Origin of the sequence: Aeromonas sp. 2HA2 (assembly GCF_029237345.1) — a bacterium.
Taxonomy (GTDB): domain Bacteria; phylum Pseudomonadota; class Gammaproteobacteria; order Enterobacterales; family Aeromonadaceae; genus Aeromonas; species Aeromonas salmonicida.
In genome coordinates this window covers 448,291-469,046 of sequence record NZ_JAACGB010000001.1, presented here as the reverse complement: position 1 = coordinate 469,046, position 20,756 = coordinate 448,291, and the positions used below count along the sequence as shown (strand labels likewise).

Genomic DNA, 20,756 nt, shown 5'->3' with positions numbered 1-20,756 from the left:
GAAATTTCCTTATTTGGAAAATTATTTATTAAACCGCGTATCGGGTAATGCGTCTTACTGGGCGACGGTCAGTCGTACCGACTGAACATTGAGGGGAGTCGGTGCTGACAGCGCCAGGAAGTTGGGGCGCTTGGGGTCCGATGTCAGCGAATCGCCCGGCAGATTGAGCCGGATTTCGTTGATGCCAGCCTTGGCTAGGCGGACTGTCGTGGTGAAGTCATGACCCAGCGCCACCTTGAGCAGGGTGCCGGCCTGCGGGCTGTTGACCCTGGCCTGTATGGTCAGCTGTTCAGGCTGAGCTTGCTGTTTGGGCAGCACGAAATAGAGGCCGCCCTGGCCGCTGAGTTCGGTACCCTTGGTACTTGGCTTGGTAGCCCAGCCTGCGCTGGAGAGGAAGCGGCTCGGCCTGGTCAGGTTGAGCTCGTTGCCCGGCTGATAAGTCATGCTGGAGTTGTGCTCCCAGAAGCGGGTCTTGCCTTCCAGGTAATAGAGTTTGTAGGCCAGGCTCACATTGGGGTGGGCAGCCAGATAGAGGGTGTAAAGGTAGAAACCACTCAGTGCCATGATGGCAGTCAGAAAACCGAACTTTTTGTACGTCATATCACTCTCTACGCCTCACGATTGGTAGGCTGATTTCGCGCATATGCTAATCCAATTGCAAAAAAAGCATAGTGGATCACAAAAATATATTTGGTCACATATTAACCCCTTTCGAGTCAGTGCTCCAAATGCCCCCATTTTGACCCGGTTGTGACCTGACCAAGCCTTGTGCCGCGCGGGGTATGGGCTCATTTCATGGCCGAGTCCCTATGGGAAGAAATACCCCCCTCTATGCAGTGTCGATGCAGGTGATCGCTGTGGCAGGATCTGTCGCCATTTGGCCAAGGCCGATTTATGATGAGGCATCGCGTTGTCAAGGATGACCCATGAAGCTGATACTCTTCTGCTGTGCGCTCTGGTTGCTCTCTCCGGCTGCATCCGCCAACAGCTTTTGCCCCTCTCCGCTGCGGGTCGGTTTTGACCATTGGCCGCCCTATCACTATTACGACAGCGCGACGACGGATGACAAGGTGCTGAAAGGTTTTGCCGTGGAAACACTCAATGCCATGCTCACGCGACTGGGTTGTCAGGTCACCTATGTGGAGCGGCCCTGGAAGCGGATACTGCACGATCTGGCGCGGGGCTCGCTCGATATCGCCATGGAGGCATACTCCAACGAGGAGCGTGGCCGCTATGCCTGGTTTTCCGATGGCTATAATCCGGGGCGCAGTGTGCTCTGGGTCCGCAAGTCCTCTTCCTATCCTGAAACCGATTTGGCGAGCTGGCTGGCCAGTGGTCATATTCTCGGGGTGACCAAGGATTACTACTATGGGGCCGAGACAGCCGACTTGTTGCGCCGTTATGCGGCCCAGGTAAGCGTGGTCAATGATCATCAAAATTACGGCAAGCTGGTGCTCGGCCGGATCGACGGTTTTCTCGGGGATATTCTGGCCACGCCCTGGGGTCTGAAAGAAGAGGGGTTAAACGATCTGATCGTGCCTCACGGTATGGCCGTATATGAAGCACCCACTTTTTTCATGTTCAGCAAACAGCGGCTTTCACCGGCGTTTGTCAGGGCGTTCAATCGGGAGCTGGCTGAATTTAAAGCAACCAATGAGTATGACGTTATCTGGCGGCGCTACGCCCCCGCCAGCTAGTAAAGTCACTGGCATTCACGCATCATGAGCGCCTTGACCGCCGGGTCTGGCAGTTGAAGTGAACCGATCTTGAGGTAAGCATGGGGAAGAAGTATTGGCTGGCGTTGGCAAACCTGATCTGGCTGGGCTGCTTGCCAGCGGCAATGGCGCAGGCAAGCGAAGGACAGGTGTTGGTAACCAATGCTGCAGTGCAGCATGACTGGTATCAGAACAGTACCGCAGAGCAGGCTCGCCTTGAGTTGGAGCACCAGTTGCAGGAGGCCGTACTGGCCCAGTTGCACCCTGAATTCTTCAGTCTCTGGAAGAAGCTGCAGGCCAAACCGGCCGATCAGCGTGGGGCCATTTATGATGAAGTCTTTGGCAAGCTGGCCCGCTTTCAGCAGGCTTGGCGTGCCATGGATCTGGTCGCTCGCGAGCAGATGCGAACTCTCAAGCTCAATTTGAACCAGCCGTTGGCCCACGAGCCTGTTGGCGACAATTTGCTGGATCAGGTCAAGCAGCTCAGACCCCAGGTCGCCGAGTATGAGGCGGTGCGCGAGGAAGTGCGCAAACTGCTCGCCATGCCAATGGCAAAGCAGTGGCCGACCCTGACCATGCCGACCCTGCGGGCGGGTGAGGCATCCCCTGAACTGGGGCAGATCCGTACCATCCTCAACGAGCTGGGGGATGGCGCCCCCCGTCATGACGACGCCACCTATGACGTCGACACCCAGCAGGCCATCAAGCAGTTCCAGCGCCGCCACGGTCTGACCGCCGATGGCATCATTGGTCGCCAGACTCGCACCTGGCTCAACACCGGGCCGCAAGTGCGTGCCAGCCTGCTGCTGCGCAACCTGTGGCGCCGGGATCTGGTGGATCATCTCTCCGGTGCCCGTTATGTGCTGGTCAATATTCCTGACTACCGTCTGAGCGTGGTGGAGTCCGGCAACGAGGTGTTTACCAGTCGGGTCATCGTTGGCAAGGAGCAGCGGGCAACCCCCATACTCGCCAGCGAGATCCGCTCCATAGTGCTCAACCCGCCCTGGCATGTGCCGCGCTCCATCCTGAGCAAGGATATTCTGCCCAAGCTGGGTCGGGATCCTGCCTATTTGAATCGCGAGCAGTTCGAAGTGATCGACGGTGAAGGCAACCCTGTGCAGTTCACCGAAGAGGGCTGGTATCAGGCGTTGGCCGCCGGTTTCCCTTATCGCCTGCGGCAAAAGCCCGGTGATCACAATGCCCTGGGGCGCTACAAGTTCTACCTGCCCAACAACGACGCCATTTACCTGCACTCTACTCCGCGCAAGGCGCTGTTCGAGCAAGGGGCTCGGGCCTTCAGCTCGGGTTGCATCCGGGTGGAGCACGCCGACGATCTGGCCGAGTTGCTGCTGGTGGACTCCCGCTACCAGCCGGACAAGGTGGCCAGCATACTGAAAAATACCCAGACCAAGTGGTTGCCGCTGACCACCCCCATCCCTGTGTTTACCGTCTACTGGAGCAGCTGGATCGACGAAGAGGGTCGCCAGCAACTGCGCAATGACATCTATGGATTTGATCGAGTCAGCTTCCAAAGTCGCCTGCTGTGATCCTTGCCACAGAGTGAAAAGCCCGGCCCTTGCCGGGCTTTTTCATTGGTGCGGGCGGTTTGACATGAGAGGGTTCGAAAGGTAGTTTCAAGCACCTGTATCAAATTCACTCAACAGTGTCGCTTACATCTGCGATGGACGAGCTCCTTATGCTGGAACAAGAGATAAGTCGACGTCGCCTGCTGCTGGGGGCTGGGTGCCTGCTGGGGGGAGCCATGCTCTCATTCCCTGCCATGGCGAGCCGCAGTACCTCGGGACGTGAACTCAGTTTTTTCAATCTCAATACCGGCGAGCGAGTGCAGGCCAGTTATTGGGAGAATGGTCGCTACCTGCAAGACGGGCTTGCCGAGCTCAATCATATTTTCCGCGATTATCGTCGCAACGAAGTGTTCAACATCGACAAGAAGCTGTTCGATCAACTCTATCTGTTGCAGCACAAGCTGGGCCGCAACGGCGAGATCCAGCTTATTTCCGGCTACCGTTCGCCGGCGACCAATCGCCAGAAGCGCAGCAAGAGCCGCGGCGTGGCCAAGCACAGCTATCACACCCTGGGTCAGGCGGTGGATGTGCGGATCCCGGGTGTTCAGCTGGCCCATCTGCGCAAGGCTGCGCTCAATCTCAAGGTGGGTGGAGTGGGCTACTACCCGAGCGACAACTTCGTTCATCTGGACACCGGGCCCGTCCGCAGCTGGTAGTCGTTGGCGGCATCCGGCGAGCGAGACCTCGTCTCTATGGCGGGCTGCAGCGCCTGGTCACTGGCAAAGAGGGGGGCCGAGCTGTTAGGCTCCGGACACTATCCAGAGGAGAACCAGATGAAACATATTTTGCTCGGGGGCTTGATTGCCCTGCTGCTGACCGGTTGTGGCAAGCTCAATCGCGAGAATTACGACAAGTTGAAGATGGGGATCAGCTACACGGAAGCGAGCACCATACTCGGCAAGGCAGAGCGCTGCGACGATGCCTTGGGCACCACCAGCTGCATCTGGGGAGAGGAGGGTAAGAACATCAAGATCCGCTTCATCGCCGACAAGGCAACCTTCTTCAGCTCGGAAGGGATTAACTGAGTCGCGTACGCACTCAGTGTCCCCATACAAAAAAGCGCCTGTCAGGCGCTTTTTTGTTGTCTGCAATCCGAACTGCTTCGCCAGAAACTGGCGCGCTCAGTGGGTTGCGTACTGATAGTGGAAGGTGGGCAATCCCCACTTGAATCGTACCGCCAGCAAGCGCAACACGAAGCCGATCCCGATGGCACCAAAGGCGGCCCAGTCGTTGGGCAGGCCCTGATCCAGCGCCAGGCAGTAGATGGCGGCGGTGATCAGCGAGATGGCAGCATAGAGCTCCCGGCGAAACACCAGGGGAATGCGCTGGCAGAGCAGGTCTCGCAGTACACCACCAAAGGCGCCGGTGACCACAGCCATGATGCAGGCAATGCCGATGCCATGGCCCATCTCCAGGGCCCGGGCGGCGCCGAAGATGGAGAAGACCACCAGTCCCAGCGCATCGAGCGCCAGGAACAGCTTGCCGAGGTAGCGCATCAGCGGTGCCGATATGACGGCGGCCATGGCCGCGCCTGCCACCAGCAGCACATATTCCGGATGTTCAATCCAGAGCAGGGGATAGTGCCCAAGCAACACATCCCGGATGGTACCGCCACCGATGGCCGTTGCCGAGGCGATGATCACCACGCCAAACAGATCCATCCGTCGCCGACCCGCTGCCAGTGCGCCAGTCATTCCTTCGGCCACCAAGCCTAGCAAGAAGAGTGTATGTAACATGAGATATCCCAGGGTGCGAGAAAGGCCCGCATCCTATCAATTCAAGCTATATGGGACAAGAAATGAAGGCTATTCATTATTTTTTATAATGCAAAAAGTAAAAGGCACCGATGAGGTGCCTTTTTTCATTAGGGAAGGGATCAGCGTTTGAGCTGTTCGGCGCGGTAGTGATCCACCCACATGGCGGTGGCACCACAGATGGCGACCGGCATCACAAAGAGGTTCACCACCGGAATGGCGGAGAAGAGGGTGACCAGGGCACCGAAGCTCAGGCACTTGCCGCGGCGCTGCTTCAAGGCATCGCGCATTGTGATGAAGCTTATCTTGTGGTTGTCGAACGGATAGTCGATGTACTGAATTGCCATCATCCAGGCGCTGAACAGGAACCAGAGCACGGGGGCCAGGGTCTGCCCGACCACGGGGATGAGGAACAGGATCAGGCAGCCGATGGCCTTGGGCAGGTAGTACTTCAGCTTGGTCCATTCACGGCCGAAGGTGCGGGGCACATCCTTGACGATATCCAGCATGCCGGTGTCGCTGACTACCTCGCCGGTGAGGGTCTGTTCCACCTTCTCCGCCAGCAGGCCATTGAAGGGGGCCGCTATCCAGTTCGCGACCGAGCTGAACAGGAAGGAGAAGACCACCAGTATGGTGACCAGAGCGATGGGCCAGAGCAGATAGTCCAACCAGCTGAGCCAGCTGGGGATCTGCTGGTGCAGCCAGCCGAACAGACCATCGAGCTGTAACAAGAGGGCGTAGAAGGCCCCGGCAAACAGCACGAAGTTGACCAGCAGCGGGATCAGCACAAAGGTGCGGATGCCGGGCTGGCGAATGAGGGAGAAACCGCGCAGGAAGTAGTCTGCGCCGCTGATTGAGTCTTTGACCATAGGGGGTGATTGGCTCATCTGAGCTCCATCTGTTCATGGGAAAGTGCCAGCATATTACAAACAAGGTTTGGATTTGGTAAAGTCGCCTGCCCGCCTTCTCTTTATTTCGTTACCCAATAGGCCCCCATGCGTCTGAAATTGATCAAACTCGCCGGTTTCAAGTCGTTTGTCGAGCCAACCCGCATCGAGTTCTCGGCCGACATGACCGCCGTGGTGGGGCCCAATGGCTGCGGCAAGTCCAACGTGATCGACGCCGTGCGCTGGGTGCTGGGGGAGAGTTCGGCCCGCCACCTGCGCGGCGAGAACATGACGGACGTCATCTTCAACGGCTCCATCAACCGCAGCCCTCACGGTCGCGCCTCGGTGGAGCTGGTATTCGACAACCCCCACAACCGGGTACCCGGTGAATTTGGCCGGTTTACCGAAATTTCGGTGCGCCGCGAGGTGCTGCGCGACGGCTCCAACCATTACCAGATCAACGGCCAGAAGTGCCGCCGCAAAGATGTCACCGACCTCTTCCTCGGTACCGGCCTCGGGCCACGCAGCTACGCCATCATAGAGCAGGGCACCGTCAGTCGGCTGGTGGAGTCGCGCCCCGCCGATCTCAAGCTGTTCATGGAGGAGGCGGCGGGTGTCTCCCGCTACAAGGAGCGGCGCCGCGAAACCGAGCAGCGAATCCGCCATACCCAGGAGAATCTGGAGCGGCTCGGCGACATTCGCGGTGAGCTGGGCTCCCGCCTCGAACATCTCAAGGCCCAGGCCGAGACGGCCGAACGTTACAAGCAACTCAAGAGCCGTTCGCGCGCCGCACGGGCCGAGCTTATCGGTTCCGAACTGTGGGCGCTGGAGACTCGCCTGGGTGAGGCCAAGGCCGAGCTGACTCAGGCCGAACAGGCGCTGGCAGCGCTGGATGCCAAGCGCACCCAGGATGAGGTGCGTCACGTCACCCTGTCGGTGGCCCGCCAGGAGGCTCAGGCCGAGCAAGCGAGCCGCCAGCAACAAATTTTTCTCGGTGGCCAGGCCATCGCCCGCCTCGAACAGCAGCAACTTCATCAGACCGAGCTTGGCCGCGACTGGCAGGCCAGGCGTCAGGGGCTTGGCGAGCGGATAGAGGGCATCAGGGCACAACTGGTGAGCCAGCAGGAACAGCTGACCGAAGGCACCCTCAAGGGGGAGCAGGAGTCGGCGCGACTCGAACAGTGTGAGCAGTTGCTCACCGATCAGCAGGGGTTGCGTCTTGCCGCTGGCGAGCAGCTGGAGCAGGCGCGTCAACGCCAGCAGCAGTGGCAACAACAACTCGGCCAGTTGCAGGGGCAGCTCAACCAGACTCGCGCGCAAGTGAACGGTCTGCAGGAGCTGCAAGCCAAGACCCGGCTGGCACGACTCAAGCTGGAGGATGAACGCGCAGGTCCACTCGGTGGGGAAGGGGAGTCGTTGCAGCCCGGGCTCGACGCCCTGGCGTCCGAGCTGGAATGCTCCAGGGCTCGCCACGCCGAGCTGGAGCAGCAGTGGCAGGCCAGCGTGGCCCGCCATGAAGAGTGCAAATCGCAGCAAAGCCAGCAGAGCAGCCTGCTGCGGGAGCTTGAAGCTCGTCTCACCACTCTTAATCAGATGCTGGGGGAGCAGATGGTGGGGGCCACCCTGGCGGACAGGCTGCAGGTGGCGCCCGAGTGGGCACAGGCGCTTGACAAGGTGCTCGGCCGCTGGCTGACCGCCCAGCCCAGCGACGAGTGCAATCTGGCGCAGAACGGGCTCTGGATTGGTCCATCCCGACCTGCGGTGGCGGGTACCTTGGCGGCCCGGCTTGAGGGGGCACATATTCCCGCCTTCCTCAACGCCATCTGGCTGGTTGAAGATAGAGACGCAGCGCTGGCCCGCCAGCCTGGCCTCCTGGCCGGTGAGTCGGTACTGACCCCGACCGGAGACTGGTTTGGCCCTAACTGGGCCGATCTCGGCCAGGGCGGGGCACTCGGCACTCTGGCCCTGCTCGGTGAACGTGAGCGGTTACACACAGAACTGGCGGCAGGCCAGCAGGCCCTTGGCCTGTTGGATGAACAACTGGGAACTGTCGATGCCGCGCGCGCTCAGCTGCACAGTGCCTTTGAGCTGAGCCAGCGCACAGTGCGCGAGCAGGAACAGCAGTGGCAGCAACTGCGTGAAGCCTGGAGCCTGCGGGAAGGCCAGCGTCAGGAGCGGTTGCAACGGCTCGGTCAGCTTGGCGAAGAGCTGATCCGGCTGGACAAGGAGCAGGCCGACGAGGCGCAGCGGCTGGCAGCGGCATTGCAGCAGCTTGAGCTCGATGAGGAGCGGCTTGGCGAATTGCAGGAACAGGGCGAGCCCTTGACCGAGTCGCTGCAGCTTGCTCAGGAGCGAGTCACCCATGCCGAGCGGGCGGTGGAAGAGGCGCGTCTGCGCCGTGAGCAGCAACAAGCCAGCTGCCAGCGCTGGCAGCTGGAGCAGCAGAATCAGAGCCAGCTCATCAGCCTGCGGGAGCAGGAACTGGCCCGACTCGGGCTGGAATTGGCCGAACTCAAGGAGCCGGGGGCCACGCCGGGTCAGGATCTGTCGCCCCTGCTGGTCGAGCAACGCAACCTCGAAGCATTGCAACTTGCCTGCCATCAAAGGCTGGCAGAGTTGGAGCGACAACTGACCGAACTGGAACAGGCACGCAGCGTTGATCACAAGCAGCTGCTGACCTTGCAGGAGAAGCTGGCGACCCTGAGGCTGGAGCGCGAGCGCAACCTGACCCGCCGTCAGGGGTTGCATGAGCAGTTCGAGGAGCTGGGGGTACGGCTGGTGGATCTCGATCAGGCTGTCTTGATCGCCGCCGATCGCGGCAAGTTGCGTCAGGAGATCCAGACGCTGGAGGCTCAGGTGGAGGCACTTGGCGCCATCAACCTTGCTGCGTTGGAGGAGTATGAAGAGGCGAAAACCCGCTCAACCTACCTGGAAAACCAGTGTCAGGATCTCGAGCAAGCGCTGGAAACCTTGAGCCAAGCCATTAAAAGAATTGATAAAGAAACACAAATACGCTTCCGTGACACTTTCGATAAGGTCAACGAAGATTTAAAATCCCTCTTTCCAAAAGTGTTTGGGGGAGGCAGTGCCTGGCTTGAGCTGACCTCGGATGATCTTTTGGAGGCCGGAGTGAGCATCATGGCAAGACCTCCGGGTAAGAAGAATGCTACCATTGCCCTGCTTTCCGGGGGGGAGAAGGCGTTAACCGCACTTGCGCTGGTTTTTGCCATCTTCAGACTCAACCCAGCACCATTTTGTCTGCTGGATGAGGTGGATGCACCGCTCGATGAAGTGAACGTCGGTCGCTTCTGTTCTCTTGTCAAAGAGATGTCGAGCACAGTACAGTTCGTTTACATCAGTCATAATAAGGTCTCCATGGAGATGGCTGAGCAGCTGGTTGGCGTTACGATGCAAGAGCCCGGGGTTTCTCGCATTGTGTCGGTCGATATCGGTGAAGCCGTCGCTTTGGCTGAGCAAAACTAGAAAGAGAAGCAGCTAATGCAGGAATTGCGTTACATCTTGGTTGCCCTGGGCGGTATTGCTATTGCGGCATTGCTCATTCACGGGTTGTGGAGCAACAGAAAGAATCGTCAGGCACCGATCAAAGAGAAACCTCTGGGCCGGATGGAATCCAAATCACGTGGTCGCGACAGTGACGCCTTCGACAACGATGGTGTCGGTCAGGTGCGTGTGGTCAGCGGTAGCCGTCGTGCCGAGCCCAAGCTCCACAGCGAGGAGGCTCGCCAGCCGGATGTCAGCCGCCGTGCGCCCGTCACCGCTTTCGATGACGAGGATGACGAGGTCGAGCTGCCAACCCCTGTGGTGCGCAAGCCTGTCGCTCGCCCGGTTGCCCCGCCCCCCGTCTACGAAGAAGACGAGGAGGAGTTCGAGGAGCCCATCGCCGAGACAGTAGAGGAAGTGCCTGCCGCCCCGGTGCGCAAGCCCGCCCAGGTGATCCGTCGTACCCCGGTACACCGTTCTCGTTCCCAGCGCGAGCCGCTGCTGCAACAGCTGGATGATGAACCTCTGGTCGAGCCGGCCTACGCGACCGCACCTACCTTCGGTGCCCGCGAACCTGCTCATGTGCCAGCGCCTGAGTACAAGCCGCAGCCCCGTTATGTGGCCCCCGAGCCTGCCTACGAGGAGCCTGTGTATGAGGAGCCCGTTGGTGAGCCGCTGATGGATACCCAGCCGGTCGAGAAGATTTGGCAGGATGTCTATGTCATCAACCTGATGGCGCGCCCCGGTCACGATCTGGAAGGGGCGACTCTGCTGGCTTCCCTGATGGCGCTGGGCTTCAAGTTTGGTGAAATGGATATTTTCCATCGCCACGAGGATCTCAACGGCAAGGGTGAAGTGCTCTTCTCCATGATCAACATGGTCAAGCCGGGCACTTTCAATCCGTACCGGATGGAGCAGTTCAATACCCCGGGTGTCTCCCTGTTCATGCAGCTGCCGCTGCGCAGCAATGCAGCCTTTGCCTTCGAGCACATGCTGCAGGCTGCCGACCAGCTGGCCAGCGATCTTGATGCCATGCTGACTGACATGGATCGCAGCCCGCTGAGCGACGAGACCATAGCCCGTTACCGGCACGAACTGGCCGCCTACGAGGCCAATCGAGACTAAGACTCCAAGGGGTCGAGTACATCAAAAGTGCGGTACCCAGGTGCCGCATTTTTGTTTGTGCGGTTAACTTATTATTCCAACCACAGTCCGAGACTTTTCCATGAGCGAAACCCTCTCCCGCCACCGTCAACTGTGTGATCTGCTGACCGAATACGGTCATCAGTACTATGTGCTGGATAACCCCACCGTCCCTGACGCCGAATACGATCGCCTGATGCGGGAACTGATCGCGATCGAGAACGAGCACCCAGAACTGAAAACCCCTGCCTCCCCCAGTGTTCGGGTTGGTGGTCAACCCTTGACTGCCTTCAGGCAGGTACGTCACGAGATCCCCATGCTGAGCCTGGACAACGTCTTCAGCAGCGAAGAGTTGCAGGCGTTCGAGCAGCGCATGAAGGATCGCCTGAAGCGGGAGGTGAGCTTCACCTTCTGCTGTGAGCCCAAGCTGGATGGCCTGGCGGTGAGCCTGCTCTATGTGGATGGCCAGCTGGTGCAGGCCGCTACCCGGGGCGATGGTGCGACCGGTGAGGAGATCACCGAGAACGTGCGCACCATCAAGGCGATCCCGCTCTCCCTGCGCGGCAGCGACTGGCCCGCCCGGCTGGAAGTACGTGGCGAGGTGTTTATGCCCAAGGCCGGTTTCGAGGCGATGAATGCCAAAGCACTGGCCGCTGGCGAGAAGGTGTTCGTCAACCCGCGCAATGCCGCGGCTGGCAGCCTGCGTCAGCTCGATTCCCGCATCACCGCCAGTCGTCCGCTGAACTTCTACGCCTATGGCGTCGGGGTGGGCGGCGATCAGCTGGGGGATTCCCATTTCGGTCGCTTGTGTCAGCTCAAAGCCTGGGGCCTGCCCATGAGCCCGGAGGTGAAACTCAAGGAAGGCGCGGCCGGATGCCAGGCCTTCCACGACGATATTCTGGCCCGCCGCGGCGAGCTGGCCTACGAGATAGACGGCGTGGTTTACAAGGTCGATGCCATCCCCGTGCAAGAAGAGCTGGGCTTTGTGGCCCGCGCTCCCCGTTGGGCCACTGCCCACAAGTTTCCGGCCCAGGAGGAGATGACACTGCTCGAGAATGTCGAGTTTCAGGTGGGTCGTACCGGCGCCGTGACCCCGGTTGCCAAGCTTAAACCCGTGTTTGTCGGTGGCGTCACCGTCTCCAACGCGACTCTCCACAATGCCGACGAGATTGAACGCCTTGGTGTCATGATCGGCGATACCGTGATCGTGCGCCGGGCAGGGGATGTGATCCCGCAAATCGTTGCCGTGGTGGAGGCCCAGCGCCCCGCGGATGCCCGCGAGATCCTCTTTCCTACCCAATGTCCGGTTTGTGGCTCGGCGCTGGAGCGGCTGGAAGGGGAAGTAGTCACCCGCTGCTCAGGCGGCCTGTTCTGCGAGGCGCAGCGCAAGGAGGCGATCAAGCACTTCGCCGCACGCCGTGCCATGGATGTGGATGGCCTCGGCGACAAAATTGTCGAGCAACTGGTAGACAAGGGGCTGGTGAAGACACCGGCAGACCTGTTCAGCCTCAACGCCATCCAGCTCGCCGGCCTTGAGCGGATGGGGCAGAAATCCGCGCTCAATCTGGTGGCGGCCATCGATGCGGCGCGCAGCACTACCCTGCCGCGTTTCCTGTTTGCCCTGGGTATTCGCGAGGTGGGGGAGGCGACAGCGCTGAACCTGGCCAACCATTTCCTCACCCTGGATGCCCTGCGTGCCGCCACAGTGGATCAGTTGCTGGCGGTGGCGGATGTGGGGGAAGTGGTGGCCAAGCACGTCTATTACTTCCTGCGTCAACCCCATAACGTCGAGGTACTGGAAGCCTTGCTGGCTGCCGGTATCCACTGGCCTGTCATCGAGAAGAAGGAAGCAAGCGAGCAGCCCTTTGCCGGCAAGACCTTTGTGCTGACCGGCACCCTCAACCTGCTCTCTCGCAACGATGCCAAGGCGGCGCTGCAGGCGCTGGGGGCCAAGGTCGCCGGGTCTGTGTCGGCCAAGACAGATGTGCTGGTGGCGGGGGAAGCGGCCGGTTCCAAGCTGGCCAAGGCCCAGGAGCTCGGCATCACCATCTGGACCGAAGAGCAGTTACAGGCAGCCCTTCAGTCATGATCTGGCGATGACGATACGCTGAAAACAACAAACCCGGCCATCCAGCCGGGTTTGTTGTTTCAGGGCGTTAGTCGCGCCACTGGGTTTTGCCTTGCCACTTTTCTGGCACCGTCAGCTGCCAGCGGGCCAGCTCGTGCTTGCTGAACACATACTCGCCCCGCACGGCGGCACGGGGTGCCAGCATTCTGGGCTGGGCGCCCGCCAGTATGGCGTTGACGAGCTCTGCTGCTTTCGCTCCCTGATCGCGGCCATCCAGCACCAGGCCGCCGATGGCCTTGCCTGTACCCACCGAAAATTCCCAGAAGCAGAACAGGGGCACAGGGCTGTGCACACTCGCCCAGGCCAGGACTGTCTGTTCGCTCACATGTTTGCCTGTATCGTCCACCAGCGTGTGGTAGAGACCGATGAAGATGGCGTCGTAGCCATTTTTTTTGGCGTTGAGCACAGCCTCCTGCCAGAGGCTGTAATCGCCGATGAGCTGGCTGTTGACCCGGGTCTGGCCGACCCGCAGATCGGTCTGGGTCTTGAATTCATCTTCAATGGCGGTGAGCGCCACGTTGCTGGAATCAAACAGCACCAGCGCTTTCTTGATGCCGCCCATCAGCTGGCTCATTTCGCTGATGTTGCGTTTGAGCAGGGGGCGCTCCAGCACGCCCGTGACCTTGGGATGGCCGACCAGTCCCTTGTGGCGCGGGTTTTCGTTCATGCCAAGAAACACCACGGGCGTACCGAGGGAGGCGATCTCGTTGGCCAGATAGTTGATGGCGTTGTCGTCGCCGAGCACCACCAGATCGGGCTTGAGCTGCCGGTAGAAGGCCAGTGCCTGCTCGGCCATCAGGTCGAACTCGTCATGGGGGCGGCGCTTGGTATCCATGTAGAAGTGGCTGATGTGATGCTTGCCGTTCAGATGGGTTTGCAGGCTGGCGTTGTAACTCTGATCCCACAGGTATTCGGCGTGATAGCTGCTGATCATCAGGATCTCGGCTGCCCACAACCGGCAGGGCAGGAGGCACAGCAGCAGTAGCAGGGTCTTGGCCATATCGGGTCCCGTCGATAGCAATGATATTCCACTCATTATGCCTGCTTTGTGCCATACGTGCCCTCGTCAGCCACTGTCGCAGGAGGGGATTTTTTTCTGTCACGGTCCCGTCGAACGCCAGCCCGCACCAGGCTTGGGAATGGCCTTGTATGGGGCTGTTTTTCACTGGTCGGGAACTGCGCCACTCGCCTCAAAACCTGTTCTGGATCAAGAAATGAGACCGCGCTTTGGTGCCTAATAGACACCACATATAGGGATGTATTCATATAAAACACCTATATGTTGTGTTATAAAGCTGTGTACAAGCTATTCTCTTCTCATCGTCAGCCTTGGCTTGTCAAGCCTCGGCTGAATTTATTTGCGCCCAGGACGAGGCGTGGAGAAGGGCACCAAACAAGGGTAAGCCGAAGGCGATAGCCTGGCCTTTTAAACGGGGAAAACGCATGAAACCGGTTGTGATCAAACGTGATGGATGTCGCGCACCATTCAATGCCCAGCTGATTGCCGAGGCAGTGGGCCGAGCGGCAGAGGCGGTCAGTCAGGCCAATCCGACCCTGGGTGAGCGCGTTGCCGCCGCCGTTACTCAGGAGCTGGAAGGGCGTGGCGAGGTGGATATCCACGAGATCCAGAACCGGGTCGAGAACCATCTGATGGCTTCCGACGACAAGGCCATCGCCCGTGCCTATATCGAGTATCGTCACGACCGGGATCAGGCTCGCGAGGCCCGCGGCCGGTTGGCTCAGGAGATCCGTGGTCTGGTGGAGCAGACCAACGCGGCCCTGCTCAACGAGAACGCCAACAAGGATTCCAAGGTGATACCGACTCAGCGCGATCTGCTGGCCGGTATCGTCGCCAAGCATTACGCCACCAGCCACATGCTGCCCCGCGACGTGGTGCAGGCCCACGAGAGCGGCGATCTGCACTTCCACGATCTCGACTACTCTCCCTTCTTCCCCATGTTCAACTGCATGCTGATCGACCTGAAGGGGATGCTGACCCACGGCTTCAAGATGGGCAATGCGGAGATAGATACCCCCAAATCCATCAGCACGGCCACCGCCGTGACCGCCCAGATCATCGCCCAGGTGGCGAGCCACATCTATGGCGGCACCACCATCAACCGCATTGACGAGGTGCTGGCTCCTTATGTGACCATCAGCTGGCAGAAACACAGGGAAGTGGCCGAGGAGTGGGGTATTGCCGATGTGGACGCCTACGCCATGGCCCGTACCGAGAAGGAGTGTTACGACGCCTTCCAGTCACTGGAGTACGAGGTCAATACCCTGCACACCGCCAACGGCCAGACCCCCTTCGTCACCTTCGGCTTCGGCCTTGGCGACAGTTGGGAGTCGCGCATGATCCAGGGCGCCATCCTCAGCAACCGCATCGCCGGCCTTGGCAAGAACAGAAAGACCGCCGTGTTCCCGAAACTGGTGTTCGCCATCAAGGATGGCCTCAACCACAAACAGGGCGATCCCAACTACGACATCAAGCAGCTGGCGCTGGAGTGTGCCTCCAAGCGCATGTATCCGGACATCCTCAACTACGACCAGGTGGTGAAAGTGACCGGTTCCTTCAAGACGCCTATGGGCTGTCGCTCCTTCCTCGGGGCTTATGAGGAAAATGGTGAACTGATCCATGAAGGGCGCAACAACTTAGGGGTAGTCAGCCTCAACTTGCCGCGCATCGCCCTGAAATCCCGCGACGAGGCGGATTTCTGGGACAAGCTGGATGCCGCCCTGCGCGTGGCCAAGACGGCACTCATGTACCGCATCAGCCGCCTCGACGGCGTCAAGGCGCGGGTCGCCCCCATCCTCTATATGGAAGGGGCCTGTGGCGTGCGTCTGAAGGCCGACGACAACGTCAGCGAGATCTTCAAGCACGGTCGCGCCTCCATCTCGCTCGGCTATATCGGGGTACACGAAACCATCAATGCCCTGTTTGGCACCGATGTCCATCTGTTCGACAGCGACACCCTGCGCCAGAAGGCCGTCGCCATCATAGCGCGGCTCAAGGCGGCCACCGACGAGTGGAAGGAGGAGACCGGCTACGGCTTCAGCCTCTACTCCACCCCGAGCGAGAACCTCTGCACCCGTTTCTGCCGCATCGATGCCAAGGAGTTTGGCGTGGTGGCTGGTGTGACCGACAAGGGTTACTACACCAACAGCTTCCACCTCGATGTGGAGAAGCAGGTGAACCCGTACGACAAGCTGGACTTTGAGGCGCCCTATCCGCCCATCGCCAGCGGCGGCTTCATCTGCTACGGCGAGTACCCCAATATCCAGCACAACCTGGAAGCGCTCGAAAACGTCTGGGACTACAGCTATGACAAGGTGCCCTACTACGGTACCAACACGCCCATTGACGAGTGCTACGACTGCGGCTTCACCGGCGAGTTCGAGTGCACCTCCAAGGGCTTCACCTGCCCGCGCTGCGGCAACCACGATCCGGCCAAGGTGTCTGTGACCCGCCGTGTCTGCGGCTACCTCGGCAGCCCGGATGCGCGCCCCTTCAATGCGGGCAAGCAGGAAGAAGTGAAACGCCGCGTCAAACATATGTAAAGGCAGCAGCGATAAAGCGCTGGCCCCTGACCCAAGGGGCCATTTTCATTGGAGGGTGGCAGACGTTGCCGTTGTCCCATGAACAAGGCAGGAAACAAGCGATGCACTACCACCAATACTACCCGGTCGATGTGATCAACGGGCCCGGCACCCGCGCCACCCTGTTTGTGTCGGGTTGCGAGCATCAGTGTCCGGGTTGCTACAACCAGAGCACTTGGCGGCTCGATGGCGGCAAGCCGTTTGATGAGGCCATGTGCGATCGCATCATCCAGGATCTCAACGACACCCGCATCAAACGGCGTGGTCTGTCGCTCTCCGGCGGCGATCCGCTCCACCCGGCCAACGTGCCCCAGGTGCTGGCGTTGGTGAAGCGGGTGCGGGCCGAGTGCCCCGGCAAGGACATCTGGTGCTGGACCGGCTATCTGCTCGGCGAACTGTCAGAGGCCCAGCGCGAGCTGGTCGCTCTGCTGGACGTGCTGGTGGATGGCAAGTTCGAGAAGGCGCTGGCAGATCCCGGTCTGCTCTGGCGTGGTAGCAGCAACCAGCAGATCCACGACCTCAAAGTCTGGCGCGAGCAGTTGGGGGAGCGGATCCCCTGTTTGACTCAGGTGTGAGAGCCGCGAGTGGGCCCTTGTTTCGTTTGCAGTTGAGGTCAAGGCTGTTTATGGTGAGTTCATCCCGAACCGTGAAACATCTTTGACGAGGAAGTGCGAGATGAACAATCTGCTCAAGATACTGCTGGCCATCTTTTTGCCTCCGGTATGCGCCTTTATCCAGGTAGGCTTCAGCCTGCACTTTTTGATCAACATAGTACTGACCCTGCTCGGCGGCTTGCCAGGTATGGTGCATGCGCTCTGGCTGGTGGTGAGCGACAAGCGCGCCTGAACGAGGAAAACGGACACAAGTTGCACACCATCGCTGTGCAGATGGTCTCTTGTCTGGATACAGAGGTTAAATAGCAAAATCCCGGCCAGGCCGGGATTTTTCATTACTGCTGTTTGCAGTCGTTGTAGACGCTCTGCCACTCGCCGTTCTTGTCGCGCATTTCGACGAAGCCTTCATTTCCCTTGTTCCACCAGACGGCCTCATGCTCATCGGTATAGCGGGCGCCGGAGGCTGAAATGGTTTGTGGCAGTGTGTAATCCTTGCCATCTGGCAGTGCCAGTTTGATGAAATTCAGGCTCTGGTCGGAAAGGGCAAAGTAGCTTACTTGCACCTTCTTGTTCTGCTCGCACTGATAGGTGATGGGCTCGCCGCCGGTCACGCTCAATGTGGAGGCTCCGCGTTCGCAACCGCTCAGCAGAGCCAGGGTCGTGATGCCCAGCAAGAATATATTGGCGTGTTTCATCTTGAATTCTCCATCGGTGTCATCCGGGCTCGAGCCTAACAGGTTGAGGAGAAGGTTCAATGCTCAATTGTCTCTATTGCGTCTATATGCGTCCCGAGGCGGCGCGCAGGGGGCGAAATACATTCAATGCAGGCCCAGGCTGTGCTCGAAGTCGCGTACCAGCGTCTCATAGGTGCCGTTGTTCTTGATCTTTTGCAGCCCTTCCTCGAAGCGTTTTGCCATGGCTTCTCCCTGGGGATGGGCACGGGAGAAGGCGAGCCAGAAGCCATCGGTGGAGATCTTGCCTACCTTGACGACACGGCCGGTCAGTGCTTTCTGCTGGATCTTGAGATAGCCAGGCATCTCGTTCATCAGTATGTAGTCGACCCGTCCGCGTACCAGCATCTCTATGATCTGGGCATCTGATTTGGCCTGAAAGCGGGTGATCCTGGGGTTATCCATGAAATCGGTGGGATAGGTGTAACCCAGGGTAATGCCCACCGTCTTGCCCTCCAGGGCGGTGAGTTTGAGGTCATGGTGCCCGCCGCCGGCGAGGGCGAAGATGGCGAGATCCTCCTCGAACATGGGGGTCTCGTGCCAGTGGTACTGATAGCGGTTCTCCTCTGTGATGGTGGCATTGAAACACGCCAGCACCTTGTCGCTCTTGGCTTCGTGCATGCAGCGGGCGAAGGGAATGGTACGAAACTCAAGCGCTATGCCCTCAATGGCGAAGACCGCTTTAACCAAGGCCGGTGCCAATCCCTGTGGCTGGCCGCTCTCCTTGTCCAGCGCGCAATAGGGGGCCCAGTCATCTTCGGCTGCGACAAGCACTGGATTGGCCCAGACGCTGCTCATCCCGAGCAAAAGACCAAACGCCAGCCAGCTTCCGGGTACTCGTGCCATTGTGTCTCTCCTGCTGCTATTGCGAACGGCTCTTGCAAGCATAGTGGCTGCAGTCACAAGACCCGCGGGGCCAGCTTGCAAAATGCAGACAAAAAAACGCCCCGGTAGGCATAACGGGGCGAAAAGCAGCACATCCTTGAGCTAACAACAGGGGGTCAATAGCCGAAACGAGTGGCCTCGAAACGGTTAAGCAGTCGGTGAATGAGGTAGCAGGCCAGCAGGGTGGCAACGATGGCAAACAGTATGCTGCTGACCCGGTAGAGTGCGCTGAATACCAGATCGTTGCCCGGCGTTAGGTACTGGCCAAACAGGATGCCGAGGGTGGTAAGGGCGCCAAAGCCGACGCCTGAGCCGCTGGCCTCCTTCACATGGGCGTAGCTGAACAGCATGGCCCCGAGCCAGAGCATGGGGGCGACCAGCAACAGCAAACCTGACCAGTCGTAGAGTACCAGCTGGCTGACGAGACCAAAGCTCACGCCGAGCAGTGTGCCCATGGCCCGTTTGCGGGCATAGCTCAAGGCTCCGTTCCAGTGCATGGGAAACAGCAGCAGCAGTGTGGTGGCCTGAGCAGACATGGAGTCACGCAAGTCGAAGATCTGGAACACCATGAAGGAGAGGGTGGCTATGCTGGCACCGAGCAGGGCCTCGTGTCGCATCCGGTGCGGTGCCTTGGGGGCCGCCGCAGGCTTGGGCCGATCCTCTACATCCGGGATCAGCGCCGTCATCAGGTAGGCGATGAGTACCGACAGTATGCTGGCCCACAGGTTGCTGAAGATGAGGTCGTTCAGATCGGTCTGCGGGTAGCTGGCAAAGTGCAGCATTATGCTCAGACTCAGCACACCGTTGGCCCCGAACAGAAACAGGCTGCCCCGGGACATGGCGGCGAAACGGTAGAGAAACAGCAAAAAGGCGATGGGGATCATCAGGCCGGGATGACTGCCAAACAGCCCGCCCAGCAGACCGACTTCCACCCCGCACATGACGGCGGCAGCGATCAGCTGGCGTGCCGCATGGCCGTTCATCACTGGCACCATGCCCAGCAGCAATACCGGTGTCACTGTGTAGAAGACGCCGTAGTTCCAGCCAAACAACTTGCAGAGCAAAAAGCCGGTGGTGCTGCCAAAGGCGATGCGCAGACATTGACGCAGCTCGTTGGCGGTGAGGGGTCTGTGCCACAGATTCATCGCTGCCACCTTAGTAGATATAGTGCAACAGGCTGAGCAGACGGATCTGGCCGCGGGCAAACAGCGCGCTTAGCGCGTTGTCCGGCAGCAGTTGCACCGTGGCGCGGGCGCCAGCCGGCAGGTGGGCTGGCAACTGCTCAAGGGTCAGATGCAGGCGCAGGCGCTGGGCATCCCGGACCCAGCGATCCGATTCGGTGGGGCTGGCCAGCAGGCCGTTGGCATCGAACTGGCCGGCGCTGACGCCGGCATCCAGGCTGGTGACCCGGGCTGGATAGAGCTTGCCCGGCTCGCCATCGAAGGCGACCAGTGCCTGGCTGTCCGTGTTGACGTGGCGCAGACTCTTCTCGCGAAAATCGGCGATGATGTCTACTTGCTCGGAAACCAGCGCCAGCAGCGGCGCCCCCGCCGCGGCGAAGCTGCCCGGCTTGAGTTGCAGGTTGGTGATGATGCCATCCTGGCTGGCGTGTACCTGGCTGTAGGCGAGGTTGAGCTTGGCCTGGGCCAGGTGATTGCGAGCCTGGCGCAGCAGCAGGTTGTCATCACCGTGCAGACCGCGGTTCACCTGGGCCTGAGTCATGCGGGCCTTGCTGGCCAACAAGTTGGCCTGGGCGGTGCGAAATGCGCTGTCGGCGTCGTCTTTTTGCTGCTCAGAGACCATGTGGCGACGATAGAGGGCGTCGATACGCTCCGCTTCCCGCAGCTTCAGGGAGGCTTGGGTTTGCAGCGAGCTGAAATCGGCGGCGGCGGCGTTGAGAGTGGCGTCGAGCTGGCGGTTCTGCTGCTCGGCCTGAGCCAGCGCGAGGCGGGCCTGCTCCACCGCCAGTTCAAACGGGGCGGGGTCGAGTGAGAACAGCAGATCCCCCTGTTTGACATGCTGGTTGTTGCCAACGGCAACCTGTATCACCTTGCCACTGACCTGGGGTGCCATCTTGGTCACGACACGGGTAGCCATGGCTTGCGGGGTGAGCGGCATCTTGATGTCAGCCAGCAGGAAGTAGCCAAAGACCAGAATAAAGGCGCCCATGGCCCATTTTATCCAGCGTTTGAATTGTTGATCCGGGGTCATC

The 20,756-nt window shown here is 59.8% G+C and carries 18 protein-coding genes; 10 read left to right on the top strand and 8 right to left on the bottom strand.

Annotation, left to right across the window (positions count from 1 at the left end; translation table 11 throughout):
- Window positions 1-54: 54 nt before the first annotated feature.
- A complete protein-coding gene (locus tag GWQ29_RS02110) occupies window positions 55-600 on the bottom strand; it encodes a hypothetical protein (RefSeq protein WP_021141071.1) in 546 nt (181 codons plus the stop codon).
- 326 nt (window positions 601-926) lie between these two features.
- Here GWQ29_RS02110 and GWQ29_RS02105 point away from each other — a divergent pair, with 326 nt between their 5' ends.
- The 4 genes from GWQ29_RS02105 (at window position 927) to GWQ29_RS02090 (ending at window position 4,326) form a co-directional block, all read left to right on the top strand.
- Complete coding sequence (locus GWQ29_RS02105) at window positions 927-1,697, top strand: transporter substrate-binding domain-containing protein (protein WP_021141070.1); 771 nt, start codon at window positions 927-929, stop codon at window positions 1,695-1,697.
- Between the two features lie 80 nt (window positions 1,698-1,777).
- Window positions 1,778-3,262, top strand: a complete 1,485-nt coding sequence (locus GWQ29_RS02100) for a L,D-transpeptidase family protein (RefSeq protein WP_275918656.1) — start codon at window positions 1,778-1,780, stop codon at window positions 3,260-3,262.
- A gap of 149 nt (window positions 3,263-3,411) precedes the next feature.
- Window positions 3,412-3,957, top strand: a complete 546-nt coding sequence (locus GWQ29_RS02095; RefSeq protein ID WP_005316921.1) for a DUF882 domain-containing protein — start codon at window positions 3,412-3,414, stop codon at window positions 3,955-3,957.
- A 117-nt stretch (window positions 3,958-4,074) separates the two neighbouring features.
- Window positions 4,075-4,326: a DUF3862 domain-containing protein gene (locus GWQ29_RS02090; protein WP_096118078.1), complete on the top strand. Its 252-nt coding sequence runs from the start codon at window positions 4,075-4,077 to the stop codon at window positions 4,324-4,326.
- Window positions 4,327-4,422: 96 nt separating this feature from the next.
- On the opposite strand, the gene GWQ29_RS02085 is transcribed toward GWQ29_RS02090, so the two are convergent.
- Together GWQ29_RS02085 and cysZ are read right to left on the bottom strand one after the other, a co-directional pair.
- On the bottom strand, window positions 4,423-5,037 hold the full coding sequence (locus GWQ29_RS02085; RefSeq protein WP_265422698.1) for a trimeric intracellular cation channel family protein: 615 nt from the start codon (window positions 5,035-5,037) through the stop codon (window positions 4,423-4,425).
- Window positions 5,038-5,177: 140 nt separating this feature from the next.
- A complete protein-coding gene (cysZ, locus tag GWQ29_RS02080) occupies window positions 5,178-5,942 on the bottom strand; it encodes a sulfate transporter CysZ (RefSeq protein WP_011898471.1) in 765 nt (254 codons plus the stop codon).
- Between the two features lie 108 nt (window positions 5,943-6,050).
- On the opposite strand from cysZ, the gene GWQ29_RS02075 reads away from it, so the two are divergent.
- The 3 genes from GWQ29_RS02075 to ligA all read left to right on the top strand — a co-directional run bounded on the left by GWQ29_RS02075 (window position 6,051) and on the right by ligA (window position 12,675).
- Window positions 6,051-9,425 carry an AAA family ATPase gene (locus GWQ29_RS02075; protein ID WP_275918655.1) on the top strand — a complete coding sequence of 1,125 codons (3,375 nt, stop codon included), beginning with the start codon at window positions 6,051-6,053 and terminating at the stop codon, window positions 9,423-9,425.
- A 15-nt stretch (window positions 9,426-9,440) separates the two neighbouring features.
- Window positions 9,441-10,568 (top strand): cell division protein ZipA, encoded by a 1,128-nt coding sequence (gene zipA, locus GWQ29_RS02070; protein ID WP_058393863.1) that lies wholly within the window; start codon window positions 9,441-9,443, stop codon window positions 10,566-10,568.
- Between the two features lie 100 nt (window positions 10,569-10,668).
- Window positions 10,669-12,675 (top strand): NAD-dependent DNA ligase LigA, encoded by a 2,007-nt coding sequence (ligA, locus tag GWQ29_RS02065; protein ID WP_099994032.1) that lies wholly within the window; start codon window positions 10,669-10,671, stop codon window positions 12,673-12,675.
- Window positions 12,676-12,742: 67 nt separating this feature from the next.
- Here the strand turns inward: ligA and GWQ29_RS02060 are convergent, their stop codons facing one another.
- Window positions 12,743-13,714, bottom strand: a complete 972-nt coding sequence (locus GWQ29_RS02060) for an ABC transporter substrate binding protein (protein WP_275918654.1) — start codon at window positions 13,712-13,714, stop codon at window positions 12,743-12,745.
- 443 nt (window positions 13,715-14,157) lie between these two features.
- On the opposite strand from GWQ29_RS02060, the gene nrdD reads away from it, so the two are divergent.
- From nrdD to GWQ29_RS02045, 3 genes are all read left to right on the top strand, one after another.
- Window positions 14,158-16,275: an anaerobic ribonucleoside-triphosphate reductase gene (gene nrdD, locus GWQ29_RS02055; RefSeq protein WP_275918653.1), complete on the top strand. Its 2,118-nt coding sequence runs from the start codon at window positions 14,158-14,160 to the stop codon at window positions 16,273-16,275.
- A gap of 101 nt (window positions 16,276-16,376) precedes the next feature.
- Window positions 16,377-16,889, top strand: coding sequence for an anaerobic ribonucleoside-triphosphate reductase-activating protein (gene nrdG, locus GWQ29_RS02050; RefSeq protein ID WP_005316900.1), 513 nt, complete (start codon window positions 16,377-16,379; stop codon window positions 16,887-16,889).
- A 100-nt stretch (window positions 16,890-16,989) separates the two neighbouring features.
- Window positions 16,990-17,160, top strand: coding sequence for a YqaE/Pmp3 family membrane protein (locus GWQ29_RS02045; protein ID WP_010673454.1), 171 nt, complete (start codon window positions 16,990-16,992; stop codon window positions 17,158-17,160).
- 103 nt (window positions 17,161-17,263) lie between these two features.
- Here GWQ29_RS02045 and GWQ29_RS02040 read toward each other — a convergent pair whose 3' ends face one another.
- The 4 genes from GWQ29_RS02040 to GWQ29_RS02025 all read right to left on the bottom strand — a co-directional run bounded on the left by GWQ29_RS02040 (window position 17,264) and on the right by GWQ29_RS02025 (window position 20,755).
- Window positions 17,264-17,623, bottom strand: a complete 360-nt coding sequence (locus GWQ29_RS02040) for an MliC family protein (protein ID WP_005316896.1) — start codon at window positions 17,621-17,623, stop codon at window positions 17,264-17,266.
- A gap of 123 nt (window positions 17,624-17,746) precedes the next feature.
- Complete coding sequence (locus tag GWQ29_RS02035) at window positions 17,747-18,457, bottom strand: transporter substrate-binding domain-containing protein (protein ID WP_238156042.1); 711 nt, start codon at window positions 18,455-18,457, stop codon at window positions 17,747-17,749.
- A 203-nt stretch (window positions 18,458-18,660) separates the two neighbouring features.
- Window positions 18,661-19,689, bottom strand: a complete 1,029-nt coding sequence (locus GWQ29_RS02030) for a DUF2955 domain-containing protein (RefSeq protein ID WP_275918652.1) — start codon at window positions 19,687-19,689, stop codon at window positions 18,661-18,663.
- 10 nt (window positions 19,690-19,699) lie between these two features.
- Window positions 19,700-20,755 (bottom strand): HlyD family secretion protein, encoded by a 1,056-nt coding sequence (locus GWQ29_RS02025; protein ID WP_219597612.1) that lies wholly within the window; start codon window positions 20,753-20,755, stop codon window positions 19,700-19,702.
- Between the last annotated feature and the right edge of the window lies 1 nt (window position 20,756).